Origin of the sequence: Streptomyces nigra, from assembly GCF_003074055.1 — a bacterium.
GTDB lineage: Bacteria > Actinomycetota > Actinomycetes > Streptomycetales > Streptomycetaceae > Streptomyces > Streptomyces nigra.
The window spans coordinates 3,890,375-3,917,032 of record NZ_CP029043.1; the positions used below are offsets into that span (position 1 = coordinate 3,890,375).

Annotated in this window: 26 protein-coding genes; 12 read left to right on the top strand and 14 right to left on the bottom strand. The window is 73.3% G+C overall.

Annotated features, from left to right (window positions below; all coding sequences use genetic code 11):
* Nucleotides 1-75: 75 nt before the first annotated feature.
* From DC008_RS17975 to DC008_RS18000, 6 genes are all read right to left on the bottom strand, one after another.
* The gene (locus DC008_RS17975) at nucleotides 76-831 is read right to left on the bottom strand and encodes a nucleotidyl transferase AbiEii/AbiGii toxin family protein (RefSeq protein WP_108707844.1); all 756 of its coding nucleotides are present in this window, start codon (nucleotides 829-831) and stop codon (nucleotides 76-78) included.
* An 18-nt stretch (nucleotides 832-849) separates the two neighbouring features.
* Nucleotides 850-1,215 (bottom strand): PH domain-containing protein, encoded by a 366-nt coding sequence (locus tag DC008_RS17980; RefSeq protein ID WP_055621131.1) that lies wholly within the window; start codon nucleotides 1,213-1,215, stop codon nucleotides 850-852.
* Nucleotides 1,216-1,276: 61 nt separating this feature from the next.
* Nucleotides 1,277-1,753, bottom strand: a complete 477-nt coding sequence (locus DC008_RS17985) for a hypothetical protein (protein ID WP_108707845.1) — start codon at nucleotides 1,751-1,753, stop codon at nucleotides 1,277-1,279.
* 79 nt (nucleotides 1,754-1,832) lie between these two features.
* Complete coding sequence (locus tag DC008_RS17990) at nucleotides 1,833-2,441, bottom strand: Uma2 family endonuclease (RefSeq protein WP_108707846.1); 609 nt, start codon at nucleotides 2,439-2,441, stop codon at nucleotides 1,833-1,835.
* A gap of 47 nt (nucleotides 2,442-2,488) precedes the next feature.
* Complete coding sequence (locus DC008_RS17995; protein ID WP_108707847.1) at nucleotides 2,489-3,364, bottom strand: helix-turn-helix domain-containing protein; 876 nt, start codon at nucleotides 3,362-3,364, stop codon at nucleotides 2,489-2,491.
* A gap of 158 nt (nucleotides 3,365-3,522) precedes the next feature.
* A complete protein-coding gene (locus DC008_RS18000) occupies nucleotides 3,523-4,068 on the bottom strand; it encodes an ATP-binding protein (RefSeq protein ID WP_208645915.1) in 546 nt (181 codons plus the stop codon).
* 155 nt (nucleotides 4,069-4,223) lie between these two features.
* On the opposite strand from DC008_RS18000, the gene DC008_RS18005 reads away from it, so the two are divergent.
* Together DC008_RS18005 and DC008_RS18010 are read left to right on the top strand one after the other, a co-directional pair.
* Entirely contained in the window at nucleotides 4,224-5,075 is an 852-nt protein-coding gene (locus DC008_RS18005) for a helix-turn-helix domain-containing protein (protein WP_164492325.1), read from the top strand.
* Nucleotides 5,072-5,296 carry a DUF397 domain-containing protein gene (locus DC008_RS18010; protein ID WP_108707849.1) on the top strand — a complete coding sequence of 75 codons (225 nt, stop codon included), beginning with the start codon at nucleotides 5,072-5,074 and terminating at the stop codon, nucleotides 5,294-5,296. The genes DC008_RS18005 and DC008_RS18010 overlap by 4 nt, the downstream gene beginning before the upstream one ends.
* On the opposite strand, the gene metG is transcribed toward DC008_RS18010, so the two are convergent.
* Together metG and DC008_RS18020 are read right to left on the bottom strand one after the other, a co-directional pair.
* Nucleotides 5,269-6,978, bottom strand: coding sequence for a methionine--tRNA ligase (gene metG / locus DC008_RS18015; RefSeq protein WP_108707850.1), 1,710 nt, complete (start codon nucleotides 6,976-6,978; stop codon nucleotides 5,269-5,271). The two genes, DC008_RS18010 and metG, sit on opposite strands and share 28 nt — an antisense overlap.
* A 156-nt stretch (nucleotides 6,979-7,134) precedes the next feature.
* The gene (locus DC008_RS18020; protein WP_108707851.1) at nucleotides 7,135-8,754 is read right to left on the bottom strand and encodes a VWA domain-containing protein; all 1,620 of its coding nucleotides are present in this window, start codon (nucleotides 8,752-8,754) and stop codon (nucleotides 7,135-7,137) included.
* 265 nt (nucleotides 8,755-9,019) lie between these two features.
* On the opposite strand from DC008_RS18020, the gene DC008_RS18025 reads away from it, so the two are divergent.
* Nucleotides 9,020-11,074: a PhoX family protein gene (locus DC008_RS18025; RefSeq protein ID WP_108707852.1), complete on the top strand. Its 2,055-nt coding sequence runs from the start codon at nucleotides 9,020-9,022 to the stop codon at nucleotides 11,072-11,074.
* A 6-nt stretch (nucleotides 11,075-11,080) separates the two neighbouring features.
* On the opposite strand, the gene DC008_RS18030 is transcribed toward DC008_RS18025, so the two are convergent.
* Complete coding sequence (locus DC008_RS18030; RefSeq protein WP_108707853.1) at nucleotides 11,081-12,028, bottom strand: LysR family transcriptional regulator; 948 nt, start codon at nucleotides 12,026-12,028, stop codon at nucleotides 11,081-11,083.
* 172 nt (nucleotides 12,029-12,200) lie between these two features.
* On the opposite strand from DC008_RS18030, the gene snpA reads away from it, so the two are divergent.
* The gene (gene snpA / locus DC008_RS18035; RefSeq protein ID WP_108707854.1) at nucleotides 12,201-12,866 is read left to right on the top strand and encodes a snapalysin; all 666 of its coding nucleotides are present in this window, start codon (nucleotides 12,201-12,203) and stop codon (nucleotides 12,864-12,866) included.
* A gap of 72 nt (nucleotides 12,867-12,938) precedes the next feature.
* Here the strand turns inward: snpA and DC008_RS18040 are convergent, their stop codons facing one another.
* From DC008_RS18040 to DC008_RS18050, 3 genes are all read right to left on the bottom strand, one after another.
* Nucleotides 12,939-13,916 carry an endonuclease/exonuclease/phosphatase family protein gene (locus tag DC008_RS18040; protein ID WP_108707855.1) on the bottom strand — a complete coding sequence of 326 codons (978 nt, stop codon included), beginning with the start codon at nucleotides 13,914-13,916 and terminating at the stop codon, nucleotides 12,939-12,941.
* 52 nt (nucleotides 13,917-13,968) lie between these two features.
* Nucleotides 13,969-14,886 carry a hypothetical protein gene (locus tag DC008_RS18045; RefSeq protein WP_108707856.1) on the bottom strand — a complete coding sequence of 306 codons (918 nt, stop codon included), beginning with the start codon at nucleotides 14,884-14,886 and terminating at the stop codon, nucleotides 13,969-13,971.
* Nucleotides 14,887-15,093: 207 nt separating this feature from the next.
* The gene (locus tag DC008_RS18050) at nucleotides 15,094-15,537 is read right to left on the bottom strand and encodes a hypothetical protein (RefSeq protein WP_108707857.1); all 444 of its coding nucleotides are present in this window, start codon (nucleotides 15,535-15,537) and stop codon (nucleotides 15,094-15,096) included.
* Nucleotides 15,538-15,647: 110 nt separating this feature from the next.
* Here DC008_RS18050 and DC008_RS18055 point away from each other — a divergent pair, with 110 nt between their 5' ends.
* The 5 genes from DC008_RS18055 (at nucleotide 15,648) to DC008_RS18075 (ending at nucleotide 20,798) form a co-directional block, all read left to right on the top strand.
* Nucleotides 15,648-16,832: a PP2C family protein-serine/threonine phosphatase gene (locus tag DC008_RS18055; protein WP_108707858.1), complete on the top strand. Its 1,185-nt coding sequence runs from the start codon at nucleotides 15,648-15,650 to the stop codon at nucleotides 16,830-16,832.
* Nucleotides 16,833-16,911: 79 nt separating this feature from the next.
* The gene (locus DC008_RS18060) at nucleotides 16,912-17,976 is read left to right on the top strand and encodes a hypothetical protein (RefSeq protein WP_108707859.1); all 1,065 of its coding nucleotides are present in this window, start codon (nucleotides 16,912-16,914) and stop codon (nucleotides 17,974-17,976) included.
* Nucleotides 17,977-18,277: 301 nt separating this feature from the next.
* Nucleotides 18,278-19,627 (top strand): helix-turn-helix domain-containing protein, encoded by a 1,350-nt coding sequence (locus tag DC008_RS18065; RefSeq protein ID WP_108707860.1) that lies wholly within the window; start codon nucleotides 18,278-18,280, stop codon nucleotides 19,625-19,627.
* A 113-nt stretch (nucleotides 19,628-19,740) separates the two neighbouring features.
* Nucleotides 19,741-20,487, top strand: a complete 747-nt coding sequence (locus DC008_RS18070) for a GAF and ANTAR domain-containing protein (protein ID WP_164492326.1) — start codon at nucleotides 19,741-19,743, stop codon at nucleotides 20,485-20,487.
* 32 nt (nucleotides 20,488-20,519) lie between these two features.
* On the top strand, nucleotides 20,520-20,798 hold the full coding sequence (locus DC008_RS18075; protein WP_108707861.1) for a ribosomal protein L7/L12: 279 nt from the start codon (nucleotides 20,520-20,522) through the stop codon (nucleotides 20,796-20,798).
* Between the two features lie 18 nt (nucleotides 20,799-20,816).
* Here DC008_RS18075 and DC008_RS18080 read toward each other — a convergent pair whose 3' ends face one another.
* Nucleotides 20,817-21,581 carry a hypothetical protein gene (locus tag DC008_RS18080; RefSeq protein ID WP_108707862.1) on the bottom strand — a complete coding sequence of 255 codons (765 nt, stop codon included), beginning with the start codon at nucleotides 21,579-21,581 and terminating at the stop codon, nucleotides 20,817-20,819.
* Nucleotides 21,582-21,855: 274 nt separating this feature from the next.
* Between DC008_RS18080 and DC008_RS18085 the strand changes: the two genes are divergently transcribed.
* Nucleotides 21,856-22,827, top strand: a complete 972-nt coding sequence (locus DC008_RS18085; RefSeq protein WP_235073391.1) for a nucleoside hydrolase — start codon at nucleotides 21,856-21,858, stop codon at nucleotides 22,825-22,827.
* Nucleotides 22,828-22,901: 74 nt separating this feature from the next.
* Here the strand turns inward: DC008_RS18085 and DC008_RS18090 are convergent, their stop codons facing one another.
* Nucleotides 22,902-23,831 (bottom strand): LAETG motif-containing sortase-dependent surface protein, encoded by a 930-nt coding sequence (locus DC008_RS18090; protein ID WP_108707864.1) that lies wholly within the window; start codon nucleotides 23,829-23,831, stop codon nucleotides 22,902-22,904.
* Between the two features lie 253 nt (nucleotides 23,832-24,084).
* Between DC008_RS18090 and DC008_RS18095 the strand changes: the two genes are divergently transcribed.
* Together DC008_RS18095 and DC008_RS18100 are read left to right on the top strand one after the other, a co-directional pair.
* Nucleotides 24,085-25,749 (top strand): glycoside hydrolase family 13 protein, encoded by a 1,665-nt coding sequence (locus DC008_RS18095; protein WP_108707865.1) that lies wholly within the window; start codon nucleotides 24,085-24,087, stop codon nucleotides 25,747-25,749.
* Between the two features lie 146 nt (nucleotides 25,750-25,895).
* The gene (locus DC008_RS18100; RefSeq protein WP_108707866.1) at nucleotides 25,896-26,651 is read left to right on the top strand and encodes an Ig-like domain-containing protein; all 756 of its coding nucleotides are present in this window, start codon (nucleotides 25,896-25,898) and stop codon (nucleotides 26,649-26,651) included.
* The last annotated feature ends 7 nt before the right edge of the window (nucleotides 26,652-26,658 follow it).

Here is a 26,658-nt window from a genome sequence, read left to right on the forward strand (position 1 = left end):
AGTGGCAGGGATCTTCCCGGGAGGGCGTTTGCGCAGGTGAAGGAGGGTGAACGGCGAGGCGCGCCTGGCCGGTTTTCACTCCTCGGGGGGTGGCCGCAGGGCCTCTTCCTCCAGCAGGCGTTCGGCGATGTCGTCGGCCCAGGCACGGATCCAGCGGCGCAGCTCCGGCACGGCGTCCTCGGCGAGGCCCCGGGCGGTGAACTCGCGGTCGTCCAGCAGGTCCGTCGCCTCCAGCCGGGACTGCAGGTCGGCGGGGTCGAACGTGTCCCAGGCGTGCCGGCGGCCCTGTTCCTCCAGGTCGGGGAAGCTCCAGCCGGGCGCGGCCAGATACACGTCGACGACGTCCCGGGCGGTGCCGCGGTCGGTCAGGGCCCGGACCTTGGTGCCGATGACGTCCTCCAGGGCGAGCGCCGGGCCCAGGTCGGTGGTGACCGGGGGCCGCCAGAAGGTCTCCTTGACGACGTCGACCGTGCGTTCCTCGCCGGTGTCGGAGTCGGTGACGAGCAGCCGCGCCGACAGCGGGTCGGTCTCCACGGGCCGTACGTCCCAACCGCGTTCGGCGAGCCCGGCGCGGAGCACGGCCGCGAGCCGGTCCATGGGCTCGGCGGCCTGCGTGGCGAACTCCAGCGGGCGCGGCCGGCGCCGACGCCGGTGGACCTCCGCGCCCGGCAGTTCCAACGCCTCCGCACCCACGTCGCGCGGGGGCGCCTCCCGCCGCGGCGCGGGCGCGAGCCCGTGGGCCCGTACGGCGCACTCGCCGGCCAGGACGAGTGCGTAACGGGCGCCCACGGTCAGGACGTCGGTGGTGAGATGACGGCGGCTCGGGATCATGATCCGCCGATTATGGTCCTACCCGGCGACGAACTGCGTCAGGATCGCCTGCACCTCGTAGATGTCGACGCCCTTGGTGAACGTCTTCTCGATCGGGACGGAGTTGCCCGAGACCCAGATCTTCAGCTCGGCGTCGAGGTCGAAGGTCCCGGCGGTCTCCACCGCGAAGTGCGTGATGCTGCGGTACGGGATGGAGTGGTACTCCACCTTCTTGCCGGTGATCCCCTGCTTGTCGACCAGGATCAGCCGCCGGTCGGTGAACAGGATGGTGTCCCGTATCAGCAGGTACGCCGCGTGCACCTGCTCCCCGTGCCCCAGCAGCCGCGCGTAGTCCTGCTGCGCCTGCCCCTGGTCGATGGTGTGGGCGTTGCCGAACAGTGCCATGGATGACCCCCCTTTGGTAGGCCAGCCATCGTAGGCGACGGGGGTCGGAACCAGGTGCCCGTCAGGTGTCGTACGTTCCGTCCCACGGCTCGCCGAACCCCAGGTGGTCCGGGTACAGCTCGGCCCAGCCCTCCCCGTCGTCGTCCCCGGTCACGAGACCGAACAGGACGTTGTCGACGGTCAGTTGGAAGGGCCGTACGGCGATGTTCGTGTACGTGCGCCGGGGGAGGCCGCGCAGCCGGGTCGCGAGGTGGACCCGGGCCCGGGAGAGCACCGAGTCCGGGCCGTCGGGGTCGCGCTGCTGCTCGGCCCAGGTGCCCGCGCACCAGATCTCCGAGTCGCGGTACGTGCCGTCGGATTCGAAGGTGTGCAGCACCGCGTAGAGGCGTTTCTGTTCTTCCCAGCCGGGACCGAGCTCGAAGCCCTTGGGGAAGGCGTAGGTGACGGAGCCCATGAACTGCCCGTCCTCGTAACAGCCGATCGCCTCGGTGCGGCCGTGGGGCTCGTAGGCGATCGGAATGACCTCTGGGACTGCCATGGCGAAAACCATACGGTCGCAACGGGGGTGGTGGTGGCGGTGGGGTCGGATCGTTGCCGAGTGGCGGGGCGATTCTTCTCTAAGCTCCCGAGTTGGCGTCCTCGTAGCGGGGCAGGTCGTCGGTGGAGATGGTCCAGCCGGCGATCGTGACGTCCTCGCCGTACACGAAATCTTTGCGGGTGGCGTAGCGGGGGCCGTCGGGGGTGGCGTGGATGTCGGTGAGGACGGCGCCCGTCCCCGTGCGGGGATCGAAGATCGCGTAGACCGGGACGCCGATCAGGGGGTAGTCCCGGAACTTGGTGACCCAGTCGTTGTCCGGGTTGGAGCGCGAGACGATCTCGACGGCGGCGATGAGCGTACGAGGATCGAAGGAGCCCTGCCCCTCCATGTCGGCCTCGGCGATCACCATGAGGTCGGGGCGGCGCATGATGCCTTCCGGCACCATCTCGACGTCGGGTTCGCCCGCGTGCGCCACGATCTCCTCGGGCATCACCTTCTCCAGGCGCTTCCGAAGACGCAGCGCGGTGAGCTCGTGCGGCCGCACAGGCGACATCATGTCGACGACGATTCCTTCTTTGGTGATCTCGAACTTTCCCGGGAGGGTGCCGGCCGTGGATTCCACGAAGTCGCGCATGGCCCGGTACAGGAGGGAAGCGCCCCGCTGCGCGTTGTCCGGTGCGATGGTCATGGCGCTCGCTCCTCGTCGTCTCTGCCCAGGGGCAAGGATCGTCGCCTTCATGCTAGGCGCCCTGCGACATGTCCAGCGGATCGGCAGTCGCGGCAGCGGCCTGGGGTGGGGGAGCGGAAGGCTCGGTCGCAGCCTTCGCAGGTCTGGAGCCGGTGGCGGGGTTCAGGGGCCGGTGGCGCCGGGGGGCGGAGCGGGGGTGGGGGCGGGAGCTGGGCCGTCAGGCGGTGGGCCAGGAAGGCCGCCGGGCGGATCAGGGGCTCGTGCGGCAGGTTGTCGGTGAGGGCACGCCGTACGGCGGTGGGGGTGATGTCGCGCTCCAGCCAGGCGGCGACACCGGGGGCGAGGTGCTCGGCGTCCGTGGCGGACAGGAGCAGGCGCGGGTCCTCGCGGCGCAGGCCCGACAGGACGTCGACGGCCGTCTGGAGGAGGGCGGTCCAGGGACGGGACGGCTGGGGGACGGCGGGCAGTCGCTTGCGGGGTGCGGGCTCCTCGAGGGAGGTGCGGCGGGCGGGCCTGCGGGTGGTCTGCTCGCGGGCGCCCCGGTGGCCCGGCCGGTTGCAGGAGACCGTGCGGGTGACGATCCGGCCCGTCGCCGTACGTTCGCGGGTGCGGCGCAGGTAGCCGTGCTCTTCCAGCTCGCGCAGGGCGGCGGCGATCCTCGTGGGGCCCTCGGGGAAGCGGGCGGCGAGCGTCTTGATGTCGACGGCGGTGCCCGGCCGCACGGACTGGATGTGGCAGGCCAGTCCGATGGCGAGAAGGGACAGCTCCGGGTGCTGGGCCAGGTCGTTGCCGATCACCGTGAAGTTCTCGGTGTGGCGGACGTGGTCGTGGACGATGCCGGCGGTCCTGTGCCCGTCGGGGTGGTTCTTGCCCCGGATACGGGACTGGGGGCGCGCGGGCGCGCTAGGGTTTTCGGTATCCATCGGGAAGGCCCTTTTCTTCCTCGGTGGTCAGGCCCTCGCCTTGGGAATGTCAGTCCCGGCGAGGGCCGTCGCATGTCTTGGGGTTGTCTTGCGCTTGTGCTGCCGGCGCTGAGCGTAAGGCAGGCAACCGGGCCCATATCCAGCCCACTTGGGCATATTCACTCGCGGGAGTGAGTTTGCCCGGCGGGAGGGAGGGGTGGGGCTTGGCGGGGTGCTTTCTCCCCAGTGGGTAGTACATAGGGAGCGCAGGTGGGACCGGAGTGTGGGCGGTCACGTTCCGGTGACTGAGCGGCGCGGACGGCGAGTTCGGCCCAGACCGTCTTACGGGGTGGCAGGCTGCGGGAGACGCCCCAGCGGTCGGCGAGGGCGGTCACGAGGGTGAGGCCGCGGCCGGATTCGGCGGTGGGGTCGGGGGCTTCGTGGTGCGGGAGTTCGTCACCGCACGTGTCCGTGACCTCGATGCGGAGCGTCGTGCCGACCACGTAGAGCAGGAGCTGGAAGTTCCGGCCGGGGACGCGACCGTGGGTGGCGGCGTTGTTCGCCAGTTCGGCCACGATGAGCCGGGCCGGGTCCAACGGGAGGTCCCAGCGACGGAGTTGTTCCGTGGCGAGCAGGCGGGCGAGGCGGGCACCCCGGGGGGTCGGGGACAGCAGCACGCTGAAGTTGCGGACAGGGTGTCCGGGGGAGTCGGGCTTCTGATTCACGTCACTCAGAGTGGCCGCATGTGCCTACCGTGAGGAGTGACACCGCGGTTGCGTACGGTGACTGTCCAGTCGTTGTCCGGTGCTGTCCGGGCCTGTCGGGGCGTTGCGTACGGGGAGGGCGTGAGCGGTGCGAGGCGGACGACGGAGGGGTGCGCATGCTGAGGACGGAGGCCGACGAACCGGGGTGGGAGGTGGACCCGGACGACGAGTGGGGCGTGGCCGTGGTCGCCACCGTGGGGCGGCAGTTGAAGCTCCGGCGCGAGGCGGTGGGGATGCGGGCCGGGGAGTTCGGCAGGGCGGTGGGGTACGGGGAGGACCTCGTCTACAAGATCGAGAGCGGTAAGCGCATTCCCCGGCAGGAGTATCTGGACAGGGCGGACGAGGTTTTGGGGGCGGGTGGGCTGCTCGCGGCGATGAAGGAGGACGTCGCCAAGGTCCGGTACCCGAAACGCGTGCGCGAGCTGGGGGAGCTGGAGGCGCGGGCGGTGGAAATTGGGGTGTACGAGTGCAACAGCGTGCACGGGCTGTTGCAGACACCGGACCACGCCCGGGCCCTGATGGAGGCGGCCCAACCGCCCTACTCGGCGGGCGACGTGGAACGCATGGTGGCCGCGCGACTGGCCCGCCAGTCCGTCTTCCAGCGGGACCCCGCCCCGTCGCTGCACTTCGTCCTGGAAGAGGCACCGGTACGCAGAGAGGTCGGGGGCACAATGGTGTGGCGACGGCAGCTCGAACGCCTGTTGGAGGTGGGGCGGTTGAACAACGTCACGCTTCAGGTCATGCCGACGAACACGGACGCTCATCCAGGGGTGGACGGCAAGATCGAGTTGCTGAAGTTCCCGGACGGCACGGCGGTGGGCCGCTCCGACGGCGCGTTCAACGGGCGGCCGACCGGAGATCCGAAACAGCTGCGCGTCCTCGAGCTGCGGTATGGCACGATCCGGGCGCAGGCACTCCCTCCGAGGGAGTCGCTGGCCTTCATCGAGAGACTGCTGGGAGAGACATGACCCGCGAGACCCCTGCCGAGCTGGAGTGGTTCAAGAGCAGCTACAGCAGCGGCACGGACGGCAACTCCTGTGTCGAGCTCGCCCTCGCCCCCGGCACCGTCCACGTGCGGGACTCCAAGTACGGCGAAGCCGGCCCGCGCCTCGCCCTCGGGGCGGAGGCGTGGGCCGGCTTCGTCGGGTGGCCGGCGTCGGACTACTCGCCGCCGAAGCGCTCCTTGTAGAGCTCCAGGTCGTCGTCCGTCAGCTTGGCGAAGAGGACCGGCGGGACGATGAAGGGGGTGCCGACCGGGACGGCGGTCAGGGACCGGGCCTCCTCCGGGGTCACCCAGGTCGCCGTGTCGTCCGGCAGGGAGAACGCCTCACGCATGGCCTTCGACGTCGTCGGGATGAACGGCTCCGACACCACCGCGTACAGGTGGATCAGGTTCATCGCCGTGCGCAGCGTCAGCGCCGCCGCGTCCTTGTCGGTCTTGATCTCCAGCCAGGGGGCCTTCTCCTCCAGGTAGGAGTTGCCCGCCGACCACAGCGCCCGCAGGGCCGACGCCGCCTTGCGGAACTGCAGCGACTCCATGTGCGACTCGTACTCGGCCAGCAGCTCCGTGATCTGCTCGCCCAGCTTCGTCTCCGCCTCGCCGGGCTCGCCGCCCGCCGGGACCTCCTCGCCGAAGCGCTTCTTCGAGAAGGACAGGACGCGGTTGACGAAGTTGCCCAGGGTGTCGGCGAGGTCCTTGTTCACCGTCGCGGTGAAGTGCTCCCAGGTGAAGGACGCGTCGTCCGACTCCGGGGCGTTGGCGATCAGGAAGTACCGCCAGTAGTCGGCGGGCAGGATCTCCAGCGCCTGGTCGGTGAAGACACCGCGCTTCTGGGACGTCGAGAACTTGCCACCGTAGTACGTCAGCCAGTTGAACGCCTTGACGAAGTCGACCTTCTTCCACGGCTCCCGGATGCCCAGCTCCGTCGCCGGGAACATCACGGTGTGGAAGGGGACGTTGTCCTTCGCCATGAACTGCGTGTAGCGGACCTCGGTGTCGACGTCGTACCACCACGACTTCCAGTCACGGTTCTCCGGGTCCTGGTCGGCCCACTCCTTCGTCGACCCCAGGTACTCGATCGGGGCGTCGAACCAGACGTAGAAGACCTTGCCCTCGGCCGCCAGCTCCGGCCAGGTGTCCGCCGGGACGGGCACGCCCCAGTCCAGGTCACGGGTGATCGCCCGGTCGTGCAGGCCCTCCGTCAGCCACTTGTGGGCGATGGAGGAGGCCAGGTGCGGCCAGACGCCGTCGTGCCGGGTCACCCACTCCGCGACCTCGTTCTGCAGCTTGGACTGGAGGAGGAAGAGGTGCTTGGTCTCGCGGACCTCCAGGTCCGTGGAGCCCGAGATCGCCGAGCGCGGCTCGATCAGGTCGGTCGGGTCCAGGACGCGCGTGCAGTTCTCGCACTGGTCGCCGCGTGCCTTGTCGTAGCCGCAGTGCGGGCAGGTGCCCTCGACGTAGCGGTCCGGGAGGAAGCGGCCGTCGGCCGGGCTGTACACCTGGCGGATCGCGCGCTCTTCGATGAAGCCGTTCTCGTGCAGCTTGCGGGCGAAGTGCTGGGTGATCTCGACGTTCTCGGCGCTGGAGCTGCGGCCGAAGTGGTCGAAGGCGAGGGCGAAGCCGTCGTAGACCGCCTTCTGTGCGTCGTGCGCCTGGGCGCAGAACACGTCCACGGGGAGGCCCTGCTCCTTCGCGGCCAGCTCGGCCGGGGTGCCGTGCTCGTCCGTCGCGCAGATGTACAGGACGTCGTGGCCGCGCTGGCGCAGGTAGCGGGAGTACACGTCCGCCGGGAGCATGGACCCCACCATGTTGCCCAGGTGCTTGATCCCGTTGATGTACGGAAGGGCGCTGGTGATGAGGTGTCGAGCCATCGCGGGCTGCTCCCAGGTCGTTACGTGGGGTGACGGGTGCCGGGTTCTGCGGCCGCTGCCGTCACTTTCGAACCTTGAAATCGTAGCCGACATGGGCGAGCCGCCCGTCTCCCGTTCTAAGGGGTGGGAAGCGGGCGGCTCGGGTGCCTGGGGGTCCTACGGGCGCCAGGACGACAGGATGCCGTCGTAGAGCTGGTCGTCCGTGAGCTCCAGGGGGGACTCGCCTGCGAAGAACGTGGCGGTGTTGCCCGTCTTCAGCTTGCGGAGGTAGTCGAACGCCTTCTGCTCGGGGTCTCCGAAGGCGACGATCGAGAAGAAGACGTTCGGGTGCTTCTTCGCGGCGTCCGTGAGGGCCTGGTTGGCCGGGGTCTTGGCGTCGGGGGCGCCGTCCGTCTGGAACACGACCAGGGCGGGGGTGTCGGGGGCCGTCTTGGCGTGGTGGGCCACGACCTCCTCCACGGCTACGTGGTAGCTGGTACGGCCCATGCGGCCGAGGCCGGCGTGGAGCTCGTCGATCTTGTTCTCGTGCTCGGTGAGGGTGAGTTCGCCGGTGCCGTCGAGTTCGGTGGAGAAGAAGACGACGTGGACGGACGGGTCCTTGTCGTCCAGGTGGGCGGCGAGGGCGAGGGTCTGCTCGGCCAGGGCCTGGGCGGAGCCGTCCTTGTAGTACGGGCGCATGGAGGCGGAGCGGTCGAGGACGAGGTACGTCTTGGCGAGGGTGCCGGTCAGGTCGTGGGTGGCGAGGGCCTTGGCGGCGGCGGTGTGGGCGGTGCGGAGGTTCGCCGGGACGGCTGTGTCGGCCTCGGCCTGGGTGTTCCCACCCGCACCGCCCGTGCTGCTTTCGTCGTCGGCCGCGGGTGGCCCCTGCGGGGCTTCCTCGCCGTCGGCGGCTGCGGCGGGTTCCGGCTCTGCCTCAGCCTTCGGAGCCTCCGGCTCCTCGGCCTCCGGCTCCGGGGCGGCCTCGGCGACCGGCTCCGGCTCGGGCGCGGTCTCGGGCTCAGGCTCGGCGACCGGCTCGGGGGTGGGCTCGGCTTCTGCGACCGGCTCCGGCTCGGGCTCGGCGACCGGCTCAGGTGCGGTCTCCGGCTCCGACTCAGCGGCCGGCTCCGACTCAGCGGCGGGCTCGGTGGCGGGCTCGGGCTGCTCCTCGGCCTGGGGGGCCTCCGGCTGCTCGGCTTCCGCGGCCGGCTCGGGGGCAGCCTCGGGCTCCGGGGTCGGCTCGGGCTCCGACTCAGCGACGGGCTTGGGCTCGGCCGCCGGCTCGGGCTCCGGCTCAGCGACGGGCTTGGGCTCGGCCGCCGGCTCGGGCTCCGACTCAGCGACGGGCTTGGGCACGGCCGCCGGCTCGGGCTCCGGCTCGGTGGCGGGCTTGGGCTCGGGCTCCGGCTCGGTGGCGGGCTCCTGCTGCTCCTCCGCCCCGGCCTTCGGCTCCTCGGTCGCCGGCTCCTCGGGCTTCGGGGCCTCCGTGGCCGCCTCGGCCGTCGGCTTCGGCTCCGTGGCCGGTTCCTCGGCCTGGTGGGTCGGCTCCGGAGCAGAGGGTGTCGGGTCTGCTGCCGCAGGCGTTTGCTTGGGGACCGTTACGTTGTCGAAGGCCGCCGACACCAGGTCGTGTTCGTTCTCGGTGTCGGTCTTCTCCGGCTCGGACGAGCGCGGCTCCGGGACGGTGACGGTGGCGGTCGGCTGCGGTTCCTGGGAAGGAGTCGCACCCTCCGCCTCGGCGGTCCGCCCCTTGCGTGATCGGCCGAACGCGTTCCGCAGGAGAGTGAGAATGCCCATGTGCGCAACCCTTCGCGTGAGTTGATGCCCGTAGATCCCTGGCCAGGACGGACACGTAAGGTTAGCGGCCCCTGGTGGTGATCTTGGGGAGGGGTGAACACAAGCGCTCCCCCTCGTCAAGGTCGCATCGAGCCGCCTCCCGGCGTCTCGGACAGCCACCTTCGGTTCACTCTGTGTTCACGCGCGCGCCCCGCGTCCGCTCGGCCGCGCCCCTAGCGTCCCCCACGCCGCATCTCCAGGGGAAGCAAGGGGAGTACCAGCAGCCATGCGTATCCAGTTGCCCATCGTCGGCGTCGACGGCGCCGCGCACCACGGGGGCCGAGCAGCCCTCACCTGCCGTTTCCGATGTGGGGACGCCTGTTTCCACGAGGTTCCGAACACCAGTGCCAACCCGTACGTCGGGGACGTCGTCGCCGGGGCCCTGAGCCGTCGTACCGTGATGCGGGCCGCCGCCGTCGTCACGGCCGCCGCCGCGGTCGGGGCCTCCGCGACCGTCTCCGCTCCTCAGGCGAGTGCCGCGGGTGGGCACCGTGGGGACCGGGGTGCGCGCGGGCTGCGGTTCACGCCCGTCGCGCCGAACACCGCCGACACCGTGACGATTCCGGACGGGTACGCCCAGAACGTCGTCATCCGCTGGGGCGAGCCCATCCTGCGCGGTGCGCCCGCCTTCGACCCGGACCGCCAGACCGCGGAGGCGCAGGCGAAGCAGTTCGGCTACAACAACGACTTCCTCGCCCTGCTCCCGCTGCACGGCGAGCCCCACCGGCAGATCCTCGTCGCCAACCACGAGTACACCGACGAGGTGCTCATGTTCCGCGGCTACGACCCCGAGAACCCGACCCGGCAGCAGGTCGAGGTCGCCTGGGCGGCCCACGGGCTGTCCGCGGTCGTGGTGGAGGAGGACCGCCGGTCGGGGAAGCTCACTCCGGTGCCCCGGCACCCGCTGAACCGGCGCGTGACGGCGACCACCGAGTTCCGGGTGACCGGGCCGGCCGCCGGGTCCGAGCTGCTGAGGACCTCCGCCGACCGCACCGGCACCAAGGTGCTCGGCACCCTCAACAACTGCTCCGGCGGCGTCACCCCGTGGGGCACCACCCTGCACGGCGAGGAGAACTTCAACCAGTACTTCGCCCACGCCACCCGCGCGACCGACAAGCGGTACGGGCTGGGCAGCGGCGCGACCGAGCGCAAGTGGGAGCGGTTCGACCGGCGCTTCGACGTGGCCCAGGAGCCGAACGAGTCGCACCGTTTCGGGTGGGTCGTCGAGCTGGACCCGTACGACCCGGCCTCCGCGCCGCGCAAGCGCACCGCGCTGGGCCGGTTCAAGCACGAGGGCGCCACCGTGCGGCTGACCGACGACGGACGGCCGGTCGTGTACTCCGGTGACGACGAGCGCTTCGACTACTTCTACAAGTTCGTCGGCAGCAAGCGGATGCGGAGGGGTTCGAGCAGGGCCGTCCGCGAGCACAACCTGTCCCTGCTGGACGAGGGGACGCTGTACGTCGCCCGGCTCACCGGTGACTCCCCCGCCATCGAGATCGACGGGACCGGCAAGCTCCCGGCGGACGGCGAGTTCGACGGCGGCGGTGAGTGGATCCCGCTGGCCACCGCCACCGCGCACGGGGCCGTCTCGCACGTCGAGGGAATGAGCGCGGAAGAGGTGTTCGTCTTCACGCGGCTCGCCGGGGACAAGGTCGGCGCCACCAAGATGGACCGGCCCGAGGACATCGAGCCCAACCCGCACACCGGCAAGGTGTACGTGGCCCTGACCAACAACAGCAACCGGGGCGTCGGGTCGAACCCCAAGCCCGACGAGGCCAACCCGCGCGTCGCCAACAAGCACGGCCAGATCCTGGAGCTGACCGAGCACCGCAACCGGGCCGACAGCGAGCGGTTCGCCTGGTCGCTGTTCCTGGTGGCGGGCGACCCGGACGACCCGGCCACCTACTTCGCCGGGTTCCCGAAGGACCAGGTCTCGCCGATCTCCTGCCCGGACAACGTGGCCTTCGACCCGCACGGCAACCTGTGGATCTCCACGGACGGCAACGCCCTCGGCCACCACGACGGCCTCTTCGGCGTCGCCACGCGCGGGGACCGGCGCGGGGAGCTCAAGCAGTTCCTGGCGATGCCGAACGGCGCGGAGACCTGCGGCCCGCTGGTCCAGGACCGGCGCGTGCTCGTAGCCGTGCAGCACCCGGGCGAGATCGACGGGGCGACGGCCGAGAAGCCGCTGAGTGCCTGGCCCGACGGGCCGGGGCGGGTCAACCGGCCCGCGGTGGTGGCCGTGTGGCGGGCGGACGGGCGGGACATCGGTATCTGAGGCCCGTCAGGGGAGTACCGGGACCCTGGGCGGGCGGCGGTCGCCGTCGTGTTCCAGCCAGTCCCGGTACGCCGGTGCCTGGCGGGCCGCCTCCCAGTACGCCGCCTCCAGCGCGGGGTAGACGCCGTCCAGATCGGTCTCGGTGCGGGCCGCCAGCAGCAGCCGTACGCCGAGGGGGTCGCCGCGCAGCCGCCGTACGGCCATCGTGGGGCTGTCGGCGTGGGTGGGCTGGCAGACGGCGACCACCTCGCCGGTGGCCACCAGGGCGTCGGCCGTGTAGTAGTCGCCGTGCAGGACCTGCGGGTTGACGCCCGCCGCCCGGAACATCCGCTGCACGGCGTCCCATTCGCCGTCGACCGTGGGGTCGACCATCCAGCGGTCGCCGGCGAGGTCGTGCAGGTCGACCTCGCGCCGGGCCGCCGCCGGGTGGTCGGTGGGCAGGGACACGAACTGCGGTTCGCGGTCCATCAGCACGCGGATCCGCAGCTCGGGCGGGATGCGCAGGGGGCAGCCCTCCACCTCGTGCACGAAGGCGACGTCGAGCTGACCGTCGGCGACCATGCGCAGCAGGGCGTTCGGGGAGACGTTCATATGGAGGGTGGGGTCCTGGCCGTGGCCGCGCAGCCGGCGCAGCCAGCCCGCCAGGGCCTCGCTCGCGGTCGAGCCGACGCGCAGGGCGGCGCCGCCCATCGCGGCCGCCCGTGCCTCGGCGACCAGGGCCCGCATGTCGGAGACGAGGGGGCGGGCGCGGCTGAGGACCAGCCGGCCCAGCGGGGTGGGGCGGCACCCGGTGCGGGCCCGCAGGAACAGCTCGCCGCCCAGCTCCTGTTCGATCCGGCGCAGTTGTGTGCTCAACGATGGCTGGGCGACGCCCAGTTGCCGAGCGGCCCGGTGCAGACTGCCGGTGTCGGCTATCGCGCACAGCGCGCGGAGGTGTCTCACCTCGAGCTCCATGCCCTGGGAGACTAAAGCGGAAGGACTGGTTTCACCAGCCACCCAAATCCCCGTGGAACGCGGCGAATCGGGGCCCTGATAGGCCTGTGCTATCGCCGATTGCCATCATCACAGCGGCCTTTCGGACGCGGACACTCGCCTTGACGACTCACCCCCCACCTAGGAGTCCTCGATGCGCATGTCCTTCGCCCTGTCCGCACGCACGACGGCGGCGGCCGCTCTCGGTGTCGCGGCCCTCGGCCTCGGCACGGTCGCCCCGGCGACCGCGGCCCCCGCTCCCGTCCAGGCCGGCTTCACCGCCGACTCGGCCGACTCCGCCGCCACCCGGGCCTTCTTCCAGGCCGTGCTGAAGTCGGTCGCCGAGAAGCAGGCCGTCCGTCCGAAGGCCGCCGCGGCCGTCACCGTCGTCTACGACGCCTCGGGCGCCCCCACGTTCAGCGCGCAGATATCCCGCAGCGCCCAGATCTGGAACAGCTCGGTCTCCAACGTCAAGCTCCAGGCCGGTTCGAACGCCGACTTCAGCTACCGCGAGGGCAACGACTCGCGTGGCTCGTACGCGTCGACGGACGGGCACGGCAACGGCTACATCTTCCTCGACTACGCGCAGAACCAGCAGTACGACTCCACCCGCGTCACCGCGCACGAGACCGGCCACGTCCTCGGGCTGCCGGACCACTACGAGGGCCCGTGCAGCGAGCTGATGTCGGGCGGCGGCCCCGGCACCTCGTGCACCAACTCCCAGCCGGACGCCAACGAGCGGGCCCGCGTCGACCAGCTGTGGGCCAACGGGTTCGCCGCCGCCCTCGACAAGGCCCTCGAAAAGGGAGCCCTCCGCTGAGGAGCTTCCTCCTCGTTCCACCCCCCACACGACGCGGCCGCCCTCCTGCACAGGGCGGCCGCGCCCATGTGGTCAGCCCTGCGGGCGGTGCAGGGTGACGTGGGCGAGCACGGCGCGGTGGTCGGTGCCGGGCAGGTCGAGGAAGCGGATCGTGCGCACCGAGAAGTCCCTGGAGAGCAGCACGTGGTCGATCTGCGCGCCGAACGCCGGGGTCGTGCGGGCGGGCCAGGTCGGGGTGCGGTCGTGGCCGCCGAGCCGGGCGGCGTCCTGGAGGCCGGTGTCCAGGACGCGGCGGAAGGCGGCGTGGTCCTGCGAGGCGTTGAAGTCCCCGGCGAGCACGAGCGGGGTGCGGCCGCGTCCGGCGGCGACGTCGCGCAGGGCGCCGAGTTCGCGGCGCCAGGGCCCGGCCCGGCCGGGCAGCGGCGGCATGGGGTGCGCGAGCTGGAGCCGTACGGGCTGCCCGCGGACGTCGGCGACGGCGCCCGGCATGGCCATCGTGCCGTCGACACCCTCGGCGGGGGTCAGCGGGAACTTGCTGAGCAGGACCGACCCGTGGGACCCGGCGGCCGGCTCCGCCACCCGGTGCGGATGACTGGTGCCGAGCTCCCGTCGGAGCAGCGCGTCGCAGGGCTGGTCGCACTCCTGGACGAACACGAGGTCCGCGTTCTCGTCGCCGACGGCGGCGGCGAGCGCGCCGGCCGCCTGCCCGAACTCGACGTTCGCGGTCAGGATCCGCAGGGAGGCCAGCGGCGGCCCGTCCGGGAGGCGGGTCCTGCCGTACGGCTCGATGTACCAGGCCAGCAGGCCCATCACGGCGACCGCCCAGACCAGCCCTGTCCACCAGCGCGCGAGCAGCGCCAGCAGCAGAGCGGTCACCGTGGGCACGAGGAGCCACGGCAGGAAGGCGAGCGCCTGCGGGACGGGGGTCAGGGCGTCGGTGTCGGCGGCCCGGCAGGCGCCGACGACGGTGACGCCGAGCAGGAACAGCCCGGCGAGCCGTCGCCCGGCGCGATGGCGTCCGTGTCCGTCATGTGTCCCCCGTGCTGTCACGGCGACGACGTTACGAGGTCGGGTCCGCCGGTGCCAGGAGCGTCGGGCCTCGTCAGACCCGGGCGCGGGTCGGCCGGTGGGCGGGGTCGGTGGCCGGCTCGGCGGGCCGGCGGCGGCGCCGGGACAGGTGCCCGGTGAGACGGGCGGCGAGGGCGACGGCCAGGCCGAGGGCGACCAGTGACCAGGCCACCGAGCGCAGCGGCCCGGTCAGCGCGTCGTAGACGGCGCCCGCGGCCGGGCGATGGACGGCCTCGGGCAGATCGGCCAGGGTCAGCCGGCGTCCGAGGGACACGGCGAGGACCAGGAGGGCGCCGCCCAGCGCGGTGCCGAGCGCGGTCGCGGTGACCGCGCGGCGGCGGCAGGCGGCGACGGCGATGCCGGTCACCGCGAGCACGCCCGCGGCGACGGGCAGCCAGAGACCGGCGACCTCCAGCACGTCGTACCCCTTTCTGAGCCGGGCCAGCTCGTCGGCACCGAGCACGGGCACCTCGGTGTGCTCGACCGGGATGTGCCGGGCGACGGTCACGTGGTCGTCCAGCAGCCGCTGTCTGACCTGCGCGGTGACCGGCGCCAGATCGACGGTGACGGGGCCGGTGCGGCGGCTGCGCAGCGCGTCCAGGACGGCCTCGTGGACGACCCGGTTGCCGGCGTCCCAGGCGGCGTGGAAGGCCGCGGTGCGGGTGAAGGAGTCGGCGGCGTCCCGGACGAAGGGGCGGACCGTGCGGGGCTCGGGTGCTCCCGGGGCGCCGCCCAGCCGTCGGTCGACCTCGCGCAGGATGCCGGTGCCCAGGGCGTCGGCGACCGTGCCGCGCACGGCCGGGTCGGAGGCGAGCGGCGCCATCGCGGTGACATAGCGGCCGGTGTCGGCGAGCCCGTAGGCGGCCCACGCCGCCGTGGCGCCGCACGGCAGGAGGAGGCACGACAGCGCGATCAGCGCTGCCGACAGGGCGTCGCGCAGCCGGGTGGACACCCCTCAAGCCAAGGGCCGGGCGGTCCGGGGCGCGCGGTGGGCGCCTGCATCCGGGCGCGCCCGTTCCCTCTCCGGTGGAGGGTTCACCCGAACGGGTGTGTCATGGAGAGATGGGGAGCGAGGAGAAACCCCCGGACCCCCGGGTGGGCGGATACAGGGGAAAGGGTTCGGCCCCGGCGCGCGGCCGGGGCCGAACCATGTGCGGGGTCAGGACGTCGGCCGGCCCTTGGCGTCCTCGTGCGTGTAGTAGCGGTAGAACAGCACGATGAAGCAGGCCGCTGCGAACACGAGCCCCATCAGCGACGACCTGACCACGCTGTGGCCGGTCTGGCTGTACAGGAACCCCACCGCGCAGCCGGTGAAGGCGGCCCACATGATCGCGTGCGTCTCGCGCGGCATCTGGCGGGAGACGGTCCGTACGGCGACGAACAGCAGCATGAACACGGCCGCGGAGACGAACCCCAGGAGCAGGTTCCAGCCGGTGATCTCACCGCCGGACCGGCGGTCGGCCGCCACCCAGTAGCCGTAGACGAGTCCGAGGACGACCGGGACGGCGATGCTCGCGATCCGGTGCGCGCGCGGGCTGAAGACGTCGGTCGACGGGCGGGGGCGCGCCGTCCGCCGCCGGGACGCGGGTGCCGCATGAGCCATGGGAGCACTCCTTCCTCTCCGCCCCCGCACTCCAGAGCACACCTGGGGCGGCGGCCCGGCAAGTCGGCGACCCGGATGCGGGGCGTGGGACACCGTGTTTCGCTGAGCGGATGAGGGCCGTCAGCGACGGTGAAGTCAGCCCGCTGGGCGACGCGCGCCGGGCGCGGCCCCTGCGTGTGCGGGGCCGGAGCGTGGCCTGGCTGCCGCCGCTGCTGCTGCTCGTCGCGATCGTCGCCGTCGACTTCCGCACCAGCAGCGACTTCCGCATCCTGTCCTGGATCGTGCTGGTGCCGGGCACCGCGGCCGCGATCTGCGGAGTGTGGGGTACCGCCGTGTACGCGGTGCTGGCGCCCCTGACGTACATCGCCGCCGACGCCGTGCTGCCGCACCAGTTCCAGGCCGGGCTGCCCGACCTGGTGCTCGCCGCCATCGGCGGGGTGCTGGCGACGCTGGCCTGCGTGGTCCGGGTGCGCGGCGAGCAGCGGATGCTGCACATCGAGGACGTGGCGGCCACCATCCGGCGCACCGTGCTGCGCCCGCTGCCGCCGGGCTGGGGCGGTCTGGAGCACGCGGCCGTCTATCTCGCCTCCGACAGCGAGGCCCGGGTCGGCGGCGACTTCTACGACATCCAGACGGGTCTGCACGGCACGCGCGTGATCCTCGGTGACGTCCAGGGCAAGGGGCTCGGCGCGGTCGAGGTGGCCGCCGCGCTGCTCAGCACGTTCCGCGAGGCCGGCTATCACGAGCCGGATCTGCCGACGATCGCCGCCCGGCTGGAGCTGCGCCTCCAGCGGCATGTGCGGATGCGGGCCGCGCTCGGGCGGGCGGACGGCGACCGGTTCGCCACGGTCGTCCTGGTCGGGTTCCCCGACGCCGAACCCGAGACCGTCGAGGCCGTGGTGCTCGGTCACGACAGTCCCCTCGTCGTCGGGCCCGACGGGGTACGGGCGCTGGAGTGCCGCCCCCGTCTCCCCGTCGGGTTGAGCGAGCTGGACCCGTCCGCCGGGCCGCCGCCGGTGCTGCGGGCGCCCCTGCGGTACGGCGAGACGCTGCTGATGACCACCGACGGGGTCACCGAGGCACGGGACGCGCACGGCGTCTTCTTCCCGCTGGCCGGCGCGGTCGCCGAGGCCGTCGCCGCCGACCCGGGCGTGGCGCAGCCCGGGCGGCTGGTCGACTTCGTCCGGGAGAGCACGCTGCGGCACAGCGGCGGCCATCTCGGCGACGACACCACGGTGTTCGCGGTCCGGCGCATCCCCCCAGGGGGGAACGAGCCACCGGGGGACGGCCCTTAGCCGCCCTGAGATGCCCGTCCCGCACGGACAGCGGTTACGGTGCTGCCGTACGTGATCGACGGGGGACGGGGAGGGACCGATGCCCGGAACAGTGCTGCTGCTCGCCGCCGCTCCGGCCGGCCGGGGGCGCCTGGTGGACGCGGCCTCCGTGCTCCCCGTGCTGGCCGCCGTGCCGCCGCCGGTGCTGGCCGGCACCGACACCGCGAACGTCGTCGAGCTCGCCGACCCCCTGGAACCGCAGGCCGTGCTGACCCGGCTGCGGGCCGCCGCCGTCTCCCCCGGCCCGCTCACCGTGTTCGTCACCGGCCAGCTGCATCTGGACCGGCGCCAGCGCCTGCCGCATCTCGCGCTGGCCCGCTCGACACCGGCCACCGTCCGCTACACCGGGCTCCCCTGGCACTGGATCGGCGAGGAGCTGCGGCTGCGCCCGCCCGGGTCGACGGCCCTGATCCTCGATCTGCACGCCGACGCCGAGACCTGGGAACATCTGCGCACCCGGCCCCTGGACTGCGGGCGCGGCACCACCGTCCTCGGCCGGATCGCACCGCCCCCGGGCCGCCGGGCGCCGGCCGGCCCGGTGTACATGAGGGCGGTCGCCACACTGCTGCGCAGCGGGCTGCGGCCGCCGCTCGACCGGCTCCACGAGCAGGCGCTGGCCCGGATCGCGCCGGAGGCCGGCCTGGGCGTCGACCTGGTGCTGAGCGCGTGTCCGCCCGCGCCGGGCGACCCGCACGCCGAGATCGCCGCCGCCGCGCGGGCCGGGCGGCACACGGAGGCGGACGCGCTGGCCGCCCGGCACGAGCAGACCGCCGTGCACACCCACGGGCCCGCCTCCGAGCAGGCGCTGCACTGGATCGAGGTCCGCGCGGACCTGGCGATGCTGGCGGGGGACCCGGTGCGCAGCTGCCGCACCTGGCTGACGGTCGCCTCGGCGCGGCTGACGGCGGGGCAGTCGCCGGACGCGCCCGCGGTGGAGTCGGCGGTGGACCACGCCCACCACCAGTGGGGCCGGATCGACGACCCGGCGCTCGCCCGGGAGCTCGGCCCGATCCTGATGGAGCTGCGCGGCCGGGTGCCGGGGCGCCGGCGGGGCGCCCTGGAGAACGTGCACCGTCAGCTGCGCCAGCTCCAGGTCAGCGGGTGAACACCCGGACGGGCACGGCGATTGTGTGAGACCTACGGCGTGGGGGCCGCCGGAATGACATGCTGAGTCCGCTGCTGTGCCGGTTTCGGCTCCATCGCTCTCGCCGGACCCGCGTTGGCCGCCAGGATCAGGGTCGTCACGGCGACCACCGCGGCGGCGACGCCTCGGGTGTAGCGCTCGGTGGTGCTGGTGCGTTGCTGCACGGCGACCTCGCAACAGCCAAGGGTTAACCACGTTTAATACGCGGTTTAACCTAGGGGCTGTCGCACTCGAACGGCAAGGGCCCCAGGGGGAGTTGAGCGTGTCGGAACGTGACGATCCGGGGACGATCGGGCGCAGGGTGCAGCAGTTGCGCGCCGACCGGGGCCTGACCCAGAGGCAGCTGGCCGAGCCGGCGTACACCCCCGCCTACATCTCCACCCTGGAGGCCGGCCGGGTCCGCGCCTCCGACGAGGCGCTGCGGCACATCGCCGACCGGCTCGGCGTCGCCTTCGAGGAGCTGGCCACCGGCCGCCCCGCCCATCTCGGCACCGATCTGCGGCTGCGGCTCACCGAGGCCCAGCGCCTCCTCGCCACCGGCGACACCGCCGCGGCGGCCGGGCAGTTCACCGCGCTGCTCGGCGAGGCGAGCGCCCACGACCTCGCCGAGGAGCGGGCCGCCGCCCTGCTCGGACTCGGCGAGTGCGGCCTCGACGCCGGCGAACTGGACGCAGCGCGCGGCCACTTCGAGCAGGCCGAGCAGGTCCTCACGGCGGCCGGGGCACCGCTGCCCGCCCGCGCCCCGGCCGTCCGCGGCCGGGCCGTCGCGCACTACCTCACCGGTGAACTCCGGTACGCCGTCTACCTCCTGGAGTCCGCCCTCGACGAGCTCAACCGCGGCGGACTGCACGACCCGGACGCCCTGCTGATGCTGTACGCCAGCGTCATCGGCCCCTACATGGACATGGGCGCCCACGCCCGCGCGGCCCAGGCCGCCGAGTACGCGCTCGCCCTGGCCCCGCAGGCCGGCGACCCGGCCCTGGTGGCGCGGATGCACCGGGCCGTGGCCCGCACCCTGCTCGCCGAGGGCCGGATCGCCGAGGCCGACGCCTCCCTGGCGAAGGCCGCCGAGCTGTACCGGCAGCTCCAGATCCGCACCGAACTCGCCAACTGCCACTGGATGCGAGGGTACGTCTACGCCCAGAACGGCGACCTCGAGCGCGCCGAGGCGGAGATGCGCGAGGCGCAGACCATGCTCACGGCCCAGCGTGCCGCCCTCTACACCAGCCAGGTCGCCGTCGAGCTGGCCGACGTCCTGCACCGGCGCGGCAAGTCCGCCGAGGCCGCCGCCCTCCTCCACGAGGTGCTCAGCGACCTCAGCTCCGAGCGGGGGGCGCTGCACTCCGCCGCCGCCCACCGGCTGCTCGGCATCATCGCCGAGGACGCCCGCGAGACCGACACCGCCGAGGAGCACTACGTCCGCGCCCTGAGCCTGCTGGAGCGCGCGGGCGCGGCCGGTGACCTGGCCGACCTGTGCCGCCTCCTGGGCGACCTCCTCCGCCGTACCGGCCGCGTCGAGGCGGCCCTGGACGCCTACCGCACGGGCCTTGGCCACCGCACGGCCCCCGGTACGACCACCCTGGGCCCGGCACCCGCACAGCCGCCGCTCTGACGGAACCCCCGGCGGGTTTCGCGCGGAGGTGCAGGGGTAGTCGGGGCGCGTCCGGGGCGGGCGGCAGGGGGAGTCACCGGGCCGCCCCTGTGCGGCCCTACCGGGAGGCAGTCGTGCGGCGCGGAGACGAGCACCGCGGGGAACCGGACCCGGAACCCCGAAGTGCCGCGGACGCCATCGCCGCGTGCATGACCGGCGCCGGTCCCGGCGAGGTGCCCGAGCGGCTGTGCCGGGCCGCCGTCGACCTGCTGCCCGTGGTCGGCGCCAGCGTGTCGCTGCACTGCGACGGGATGCCCGTCCAGCTCGGCGCGAGCGGCCCCCGGGCCGCGTATGTCACCGAGATCCAGGCCACCTTGGGCGACGGCCCCTGCCAGTTGGCCGCGCGCAGCCGCTCGCCCGTGCTCGCCGGCGATCTGACCACCGGAGGGGACGTGGCGCGCTGGCCGGTCTTCGCCCAGCAGGCCACGGCGGCCGGCGTCAGCGCCGTCTACTCGCTGCCGCTCGGCGACGCCCAGGTCTGCGTCGGCACCCTCGACCTCTACGGCGACACCCCCGGCACGCTGACCCGGGGAGAGCTGCGCACGGCCCGGCTGGTCGCCGGGATGATGACGACCGCGCTGATGGCGCTGCCGCACGAGGAGGCGACGGGCGAGCAGGACGAGGACGTGTGGCTGGGCGGGCTCGCCGCCGACCACGACCCGCTCTACCAGGCCGCCGGCGTGATCATGGCCCAGCTCGCCGTCGGCACGGACGAGGCGCTGGCCCGGCTGCGGGCGCACGCCTTCGCACAGGGCCGTACCGCGCTGGACGTCTCCCACGACGTGGTGGCCCACCGGCTGCGTTTCGACGACGACGAGTGAACCCCGGCGGTCCCGGAGACGTCCTCCCCTGTATGGAGACGCTGGCGATGATCTTCGCGGTGGCCGCCGCTGTCCTGCTCCTGCTGAGCCTGCAGAGCCGGATGTCCCGGGCGGAGCGCCGCGCGGCCCGGATCGAGCAGAAGCTCGACCTGGTCCTCGGGCATCTGGGACTGCGCGAGCAGGACCCGCGCCTCGAAGAGGTCGCGGCGCTGCTGCGGGACGACAAGAAGATCCAGGCGATCAAGGTCTACCGGGAGGTCACCGGCGCGGGCCTGGCGGAGGCCAAGCGCGCCGTGGAGCGTATGGCGTAGTGCGCGGCCCGGACCGGTTCAGACCTCGGCCCGGCCCCGCTTCCTGACCTCCTCCAGCCGGCTCGTGCCCAGTTCGACGGCCGTCAGCGTGGCGTCGGACGGCACCTCGCCGAGGCTGCCGTTGGTGACGGCGATCGCGTCGTCGCCCACCCGTACGGCGGCCACGTCCAGGGTGAGCCGTGGCCCGTCCCCGTACTCGGAGACGGCGCTCAGGACGATCCGCAGGGCCTGCCGGGCGTCCCCGAGCTTCGGCAGTCCCACCGCCCTGACCTCGACGGACATCGGGCCGCCCGGCGCGGTGGCGGTGAACGAGCCGCACCGCCGGGGGAAGTCGCCGAGCCGCTCGATCGCCCGGTCCAGGGCGTCCGGGCGATGGGCGACGACCTGGTAGCGCAGCTGGGCGCCGCCCCAGTCGTCGTCCAGGCCGACCGACGCCCGGGTGGTGGCGTCCGCGCCGAAGAACTCCTCCGCGTACAGGGCGTCGAGCAGGTCCGCGCACTCCGCCGGTTCGGCGGTCGCCTTCAGCATGGCCTCCCGCCAGGTCGCGAAGCCCCGGGTGGGCACCCACGGCTCCCCGAGGTCGGCCTCGGTGACGAGTGCGGCGCGGGCCTGCGCCTCGGTGAGCGTCGGGGCTGCCGCCGGGGACTGGGCGGCGGACGCCGGGGCGTTCACCGGCGGGGGCGGGGCCTGTTCCTGACCGGCGAGCGCGCACGCGGAGACGGACAGCAGGGCGGCGGCCGAGAGCGCCGGGGCGACGAGTGCACGGGCCGGGGGACGGGGCATCGCAGGGCCTCCCTGGGCTGGGTGAGGGGCGCGCTCAAGATCGGCACGTGTTCCCAAGGCACCACCGCGGGCCCCGGCCCACCAGCGCGCCGGTCCGTCCGGGTGACACCCGCCCGGCCCGACACACATGAGGCCCGAACAGCGGAGACGCCGCATGACGCCGCGCACACGCTTCCGCGTGGCGACGTCATACGGCGACGCACTCCACCTGTACGACACCGTAAGGTCGGTTCGTAGGGCCCGCCACCGCACTGCTCCAGACAGGAGACCCGCCGTGACGAACGACGGCCGGCCGATCCCGGTGATCATCGACTGTGACACGGGCGTGGACGACGCCCTCGCCCTGCTCTTCGCGGTACGCCATCCGGGGCTGGACCTGCGCGCGGTGACCTGCGTGGCCGGCAACACGGACGTGGACGGCGTCGTGCGCAACACCCTGACCGTGCTGGAGGTGGCCGGCGCCCCGGAGATCCCGGTGGCCCGTGGGGCCGCCCGTCCGCTGATCGAGCCGTCCCGCTCGGCGCGGCACGTGCACGGCGACGACGGCATGGGCGACATCGGCCTGCCCGCCCCGACCCGCGTCCCCTCCGACCTCGGCGCGGTCGACCTGCTGCGCCGGGAGATCCTGGCGTCCCCGCGCCCGGTGACCCTGATCCCGACGGCGCCCCTCACCAACATCGCCCTGCTGCTGCGCACCCACCCCGAGGTGACGGACAACGTCGAGCGGATCGTCTTCATGGGCGGCGCGGTGGCCTGCGGGAACGCCACGGCGGTCGCGGAGTTCAACGTGTGGCACGACCCGGAGGCCGCGGCGATCCTGCTCACCGCCGGGGTGCCGATCACCATGTACGGCCTGGACGTCTTCCAGCGGGTCGTGGTGCCCGGCGCGGACGTCCGCGCACTGCGGGAGAGCACGGAGCCGGGCGCCCGGCTCGCCGGCGACCTGCTCGCGCACCGCCCCGCCGCGCCGGACGTCGACGGCGACCCGGAGGCCGGCGGCATCGGGGACGCGGGCGCGGTCTGCGCGGTCGTGGACCCGGCGGGCATCGCGACCCGGCTGCTGCCCGTGGAGGTGTCCCTGGCGCCGGGACCCACCCGCGGCCAGACCCTCGTGGACCGGCGTCCCCGCCCCGGCGAGTCCGAGATCCACGCGGGGCTGCGCGAGCAGTCGCTGGTGGACGTGGCGCTGGACGTGGACGTCGACCGGTTCGTGAAGCTGTACCTGGAGACGGTCGCGGGCGTCTGACGGCCCGTCGGCTTCCCTCGCATACGTGAACGGGGGCCCGGGGAGTGGTCCCCGGGCCCCCGTCGGCGGCTCGCTCAGGAGCGGGCCGAGCGGCGCCGCTTCGAGGCGACGACGAACGCCGCGCCGCCCGCGACCAGCACCACGGCACCGAGCGCGATCGGCCCGGTCGCGCTGCTGCCGCCGGTCTGCGCGAGGTCGCCGCCGCCGTTCGGGGACGGGGCGGCCGCGGACGCCGAGTCCGAGGGCTCCGGGGACGGGGCCTCCGTCGACGGGGTGTCCGAGGCGGGCGGGGTCGACTCGTCGGCCGGGGTCGACGGCTCGTCGGTCGCGGGCTCGGAGGGCTCCGCCGGAGGTGTCGTCGGGGGCTCCTCGGTGGCCGGCGGTTCGGTGGTGCAGTCCTTCGTGCCGCCGTTCCAGGCCGCGATCAGCTTGTCCTTGATGACCGGGCGGTCCGGTCCCTTGGGCAGGTCGCCGTGCTCGAAGCCGTCGTTCGCGTCGTGCTTCCCGTCGAACTTCACGGCCCCGCGGTACAGGTCGATCTGCGCGAAGCAGCCCGCGTCCGGCACGGCGATGTCGAGGGTGTCGGTGGTGCCCGGCTTCACCGTCACGGTGTCGAAGTCGACGAAGACCTGCTCGCCGGAGGTGGCGAAGGACGGGCCGTGGGCCAGGTACGACGCGAGCGAGGCGGTGCAGGTGGTGGCGTCGTCGGCGGCGCGCACGGTGATGTGGGCCTTGCCGTCCCCGGTGACCTTCAGATTCTGGTCGTCGACCTTGACGGAGGCGGTGAAGTGCGTGCCGTCGAGGGAGAACTCGCAGCGGTCGGTGGCCGTCCGGGTGCCGGCGCCGGTGCCGGGCCGGTAGCTGCCGCCGGAGTTCCAGCCGTCGCCGCCCGAGCCGTGGGCCCAGGCGCCGGGCGCGGCGGCGACGGTGGCGGCGCACAGGGCGAGCGACGCGGCGCCCGCCCCCAGCAGGCGCCGTCCGATGACACGTCTCGCTATGGACATGCGTATCCCCTCGTGGGGTGGAGAGTGGTCGAAGAAGAAAACACTGGGCCCATTGGTCACATGCGCCACAGCGTGTGCACATCGTCTTGGGGCGGATCACCCGTGTCAACCTGCGGAAACGTAAAGGGAGTTCAAGCGTCCATCACGATCCCGTCACAGGAGGAATGATTCGATCCGCTCTGCGCGGTGTTCGCTTTTCCGGCCAAGTGGACAGTGTTGGTGATGTCGCCGTACCGATCCACGAGGAGACCGCGTGACCGTCCGCACCACCACGCCCGACCTCTCGTCCAGCAACCCCGACTGGTGGCGCCAGGCCGTCATCTACCAGGTGTATCCGCGCAGCTTCGCCGACGGCGACGGCGACGGGCTCGGGGACCTGAAGGGGATCGCCCAGCGCCTCGGCCACATCGCCGCCCTCGGCGCGGACGCCCTGTGGCTGAGCCCCTTCTACCCGTCCGAGCTGGCCGACGGCGGCTACGACGTCGCCGACTACCGGGACGTCGACCCGCGCCTGGGCACCCTCGACGACTTCGACGCCCTGGCCGCCGAGGCCCACCGCCTCGGCCTGAAGGTCATCGTCGACCTGGTCCCCAACCACACCTCCCACCAGCACGTCTGGTTCCAGGAGGCGCTGCGCGCCGGACCGGGCTCGGCCGCCCGTGAACGCTACGTCTTCCGCGACGGACGCGGCGCCCACGGCGAACTCCCGCCGACCGACTGGCAGTCCGTGTTCGGCGGCAGCGCCTGGCAGCGGGTGCCCGACGGGCAGTGGTACCTGCATCTGTTCACCCCGCAGCAGCCCGACCTCAACTGGGAGAACGAGGAGGTCCGCGCCGACTTCCGGACCACCCTGCGGTTCTGGTCCGACCGGGGCGTCGACGGCTTCCGCGTCGACGTCGCCCACGCGCTCGCCAAGGACCTGAGCGAACCGCTGCGCGACCTCGGCACCCCCGAGCTGAGCCGCGAGGACGCGCTCCCCGACCTCCCGCCCGGCAGCCACCCCTTCTACGACCGCGACGAGGTCCACGAGATCTACCGCGACTGGCGCAAGATCCTCGACTCCTACCGCCCGCCCCGCATGGCGGTCGCCGAGGCCTGGGTGAACCCGGCCGCCCGCCGAGCGCTGTACGCCCGCGCGGACGAGCTCGGCCAGGCGTTCAACTTCGAGTACCTCCAGGCCGGCTGGGACGCCGAGGAGCTGCGCCGGATCATCACCGACTCGCTCGCCACCGCCCGTTCGGCGGGCGCGTCGGCCACGTGGGTGCTGTCCAACCACGACGTCGTCCGGCACACCTCGCGGCTGATGCTGCCGCCCGGCACCGACGACAACGCCTGGCTGCTGTCGGGCGGTCACGCCCCCGAGATCGACGAGGAGGCGGGCCTGCGCCGCGCCCGCGCCGCCACCCTGCTCATGCTGGCGCTGCCCGGCTCGTCGTACCTCTACCAGGGCGAGGAACTCGGGCTGCCCGAGGTGGCCGACCTGCCCGTCGAGGTCCTCCAGGACCCGGTGTGGGAGCAGACCGGGCGGGTGCGCAAGGGCCGCGACGGCTGCCGGGTGCCGCTGCCGTGGACGACGACCGGCCCGTCGTACGGCTTCGGCGCGGGCGGGGCCTGGCTGCCGCAGCCGGAGCGCTTCGCCGCGTACGCCGTCGAGGCGCAGGACGGTCTGGAGGGCTCGACCCTGGAGCTGTACCGCCGGGCGCTGCGGCTGCGCCGCAAGCTCCTGGACGGCGAGGAGCTGCGCTGGATCCCGGACGCCCCGGCCGGAGTGCTGCACTTCGCCCGCTCCGACGGCTGGCGCTGTGTCGCCAACCTCTCCGCCGATCCGGTCGACCTGCCGCCGGGGGAGGTGCTGCTCAGCAGCGCCCCACTGGAGTCGGGCCGGCTCGCCCCGGACACGACGGCCTGGCTCGCGTAGGCGCCCGCCGCCGCGCCCGGACGGGTGGTAGCTGTCGTCCCTCCGGCCCCGTCCGGCCGCCGAGCGCGGGCCGGGCGGGGCTCCGGCCGCGAGAATCGCGGGCGAGGGTGGGGTACCGCCGAGGTATGTGAGGAGCTCCCCCGACGATGAGCAGGACCTGGAAGACGACGATCCTCGCCGCGCCGGCCGTCGCCGGCGCGCTGCTCGCGGCCGGCCCGACCGGTATGGCGCAGGCGGCCGGCGGTTCGCCCGACCCCGTGGGGCACGAGCTGTGGGCGAGCGCCACGATCGAGCCCGGCCGCGCGGGCATCGTCCACGTCGGCGGCTACGAGGGCGCCCCGCTGGGCGCCGGCAGCGTGCTGACGCTGACGGCACCGGCCGGGGCCCGGGTGACGGGGATGCCGTTCGCGGCGACCGGCTACCGGGGCACGGTGGCGGTGGGCGGCGCCAGCGCCTCGTACGCCTTCGAGGGGACGGCCGCGGCGACCGCCTGGCACGGGCGGACGTTCCCGTTCGTGCTGACGGTGGCCCCGGACGCCGAGCCGGGCACCCGGCTCCCCGACTGCACCCTGGCCCTCAAGGACGCCAAGGGCACGGTGCACCAGCGCGGCGGCTGCGCGGTGACGGTCGGCCTGCCCGCGCCGACCCTGTCCCGTCCCCCCTCCGGAGTGGCCCTGGGCAGCGCGCCCGAGACCTCCGGCACGGCCTACCCGGGCGCCCAGGTCACCGTGGTGGACGCGCTGGAGCAGGAGGTCTGCTCGGCCACCGCCGCGCCGGACGGCACCTGGTCGTGCGTGCCGGGCGTCGCGCTGCCCGCAGGTCCGGGCCTGCTCCAGGCGACGGCCACGCTCAACGGGGTGTCCGCGACGAGCGAGCAGATCGCCATCACGGTCGCCGGCTGACCGCCGC

Excerpts from the sequence above, each read along its gene's own strand:
- DC008_RS18100 (WP_108707866.1), top strand. The coding sequence starts at position 25,896 with ATGAGCAGGACCTGGAAGACGACGATCCTCGCCGCGCCGGCCGTCGCC.
- DC008_RS18055 (WP_108707858.1), top strand. The coding sequence starts at position 15,648 with ATGAGGGCCGTCAGCGACGGTGAAGTCAGCCCGCTGGGCGACGCGCGC.
- DC008_RS17985 (WP_108707845.1), bottom strand. The coding sequence starts at position 1,753 with ATGGCAGTCCCAGAGGTCATTCCGATCGCCTACGAGCCCCACGGCCGC.
- DC008_RS18005 (WP_164492325.1), top strand. The coding sequence starts at position 4,224 with ATGCTGAGGACGGAGGCCGACGAACCGGGGTGGGAGGTGGACCCGGAC.
- DC008_RS17975 (WP_108707844.1), bottom strand. The coding sequence starts at position 831 with ATGATCCCGAGCCGCCGTCATCTCACCACCGACGTCCTGACCGTGGGC.
- DC008_RS17990 (WP_108707846.1), bottom strand. The coding sequence starts at position 2,441 with ATGACCATCGCACCGGACAACGCGCAGCGGGGCGCTTCCCTCCTGTAC.
- DC008_RS18090 (WP_108707864.1), bottom strand. The coding sequence starts at position 23,831 with ATGTCCATAGCGAGACGTGTCATCGGACGGCGCCTGCTGGGGGCGGGC.
- DC008_RS17995 (WP_108707847.1), bottom strand. The coding sequence starts at position 3,364 with ATGGATACCGAAAACCCTAGCGCGCCCGCGCGCCCCCAGTCCCGTATC.
- DC008_RS18075 (WP_108707861.1), top strand. The coding sequence starts at position 20,520 with ATGGAGACGCTGGCGATGATCTTCGCGGTGGCCGCCGCTGTCCTGCTC.
- DC008_RS17980 (WP_055621131.1), bottom strand. The coding sequence starts at position 1,215 with ATGGCACTGTTCGGCAACGCCCACACCATCGACCAGGGGCAGGCGCAG.
- DC008_RS18080 (WP_108707862.1), bottom strand. The coding sequence starts at position 21,581 with ATGCCCCGTCCCCCGGCCCGTGCACTCGTCGCCCCGGCGCTCTCGGCC.
- DC008_RS18010 (WP_108707849.1), top strand. The coding sequence starts at position 5,072 with ATGACCCGCGAGACCCCTGCCGAGCTGGAGTGGTTCAAGAGCAGCTAC.
- DC008_RS18030 (WP_108707853.1), bottom strand. The coding sequence starts at position 12,028 with ATGGAGCTCGAGGTGAGACACCTCCGCGCGCTGTGCGCGATAGCCGAC.
- DC008_RS18025 (WP_108707852.1), top strand. The coding sequence starts at position 9,020 with ATGCGTATCCAGTTGCCCATCGTCGGCGTCGACGGCGCCGCGCACCAC.
- DC008_RS18050 (WP_108707857.1), bottom strand. The coding sequence starts at position 15,537 with ATGGCTCATGCGGCACCCGCGTCCCGGCGGCGGACGGCGCGCCCCCGC.
- DC008_RS18020 (WP_108707851.1), bottom strand. The coding sequence starts at position 8,754 with ATGGGCATTCTCACTCTCCTGCGGAACGCGTTCGGCCGATCACGCAAG.
- metG (WP_108707850.1), bottom strand. The coding sequence starts at position 6,978 with ATGGCTCGACACCTCATCACCAGCGCCCTTCCGTACATCAACGGGATC.
- DC008_RS18060 (WP_108707859.1), top strand. The coding sequence starts at position 16,912 with ATGCCCGGAACAGTGCTGCTGCTCGCCGCCGCTCCGGCCGGCCGGGGG.
- snpA (WP_108707854.1), top strand. The coding sequence starts at position 12,201 with ATGCGCATGTCCTTCGCCCTGTCCGCACGCACGACGGCGGCGGCCGCT.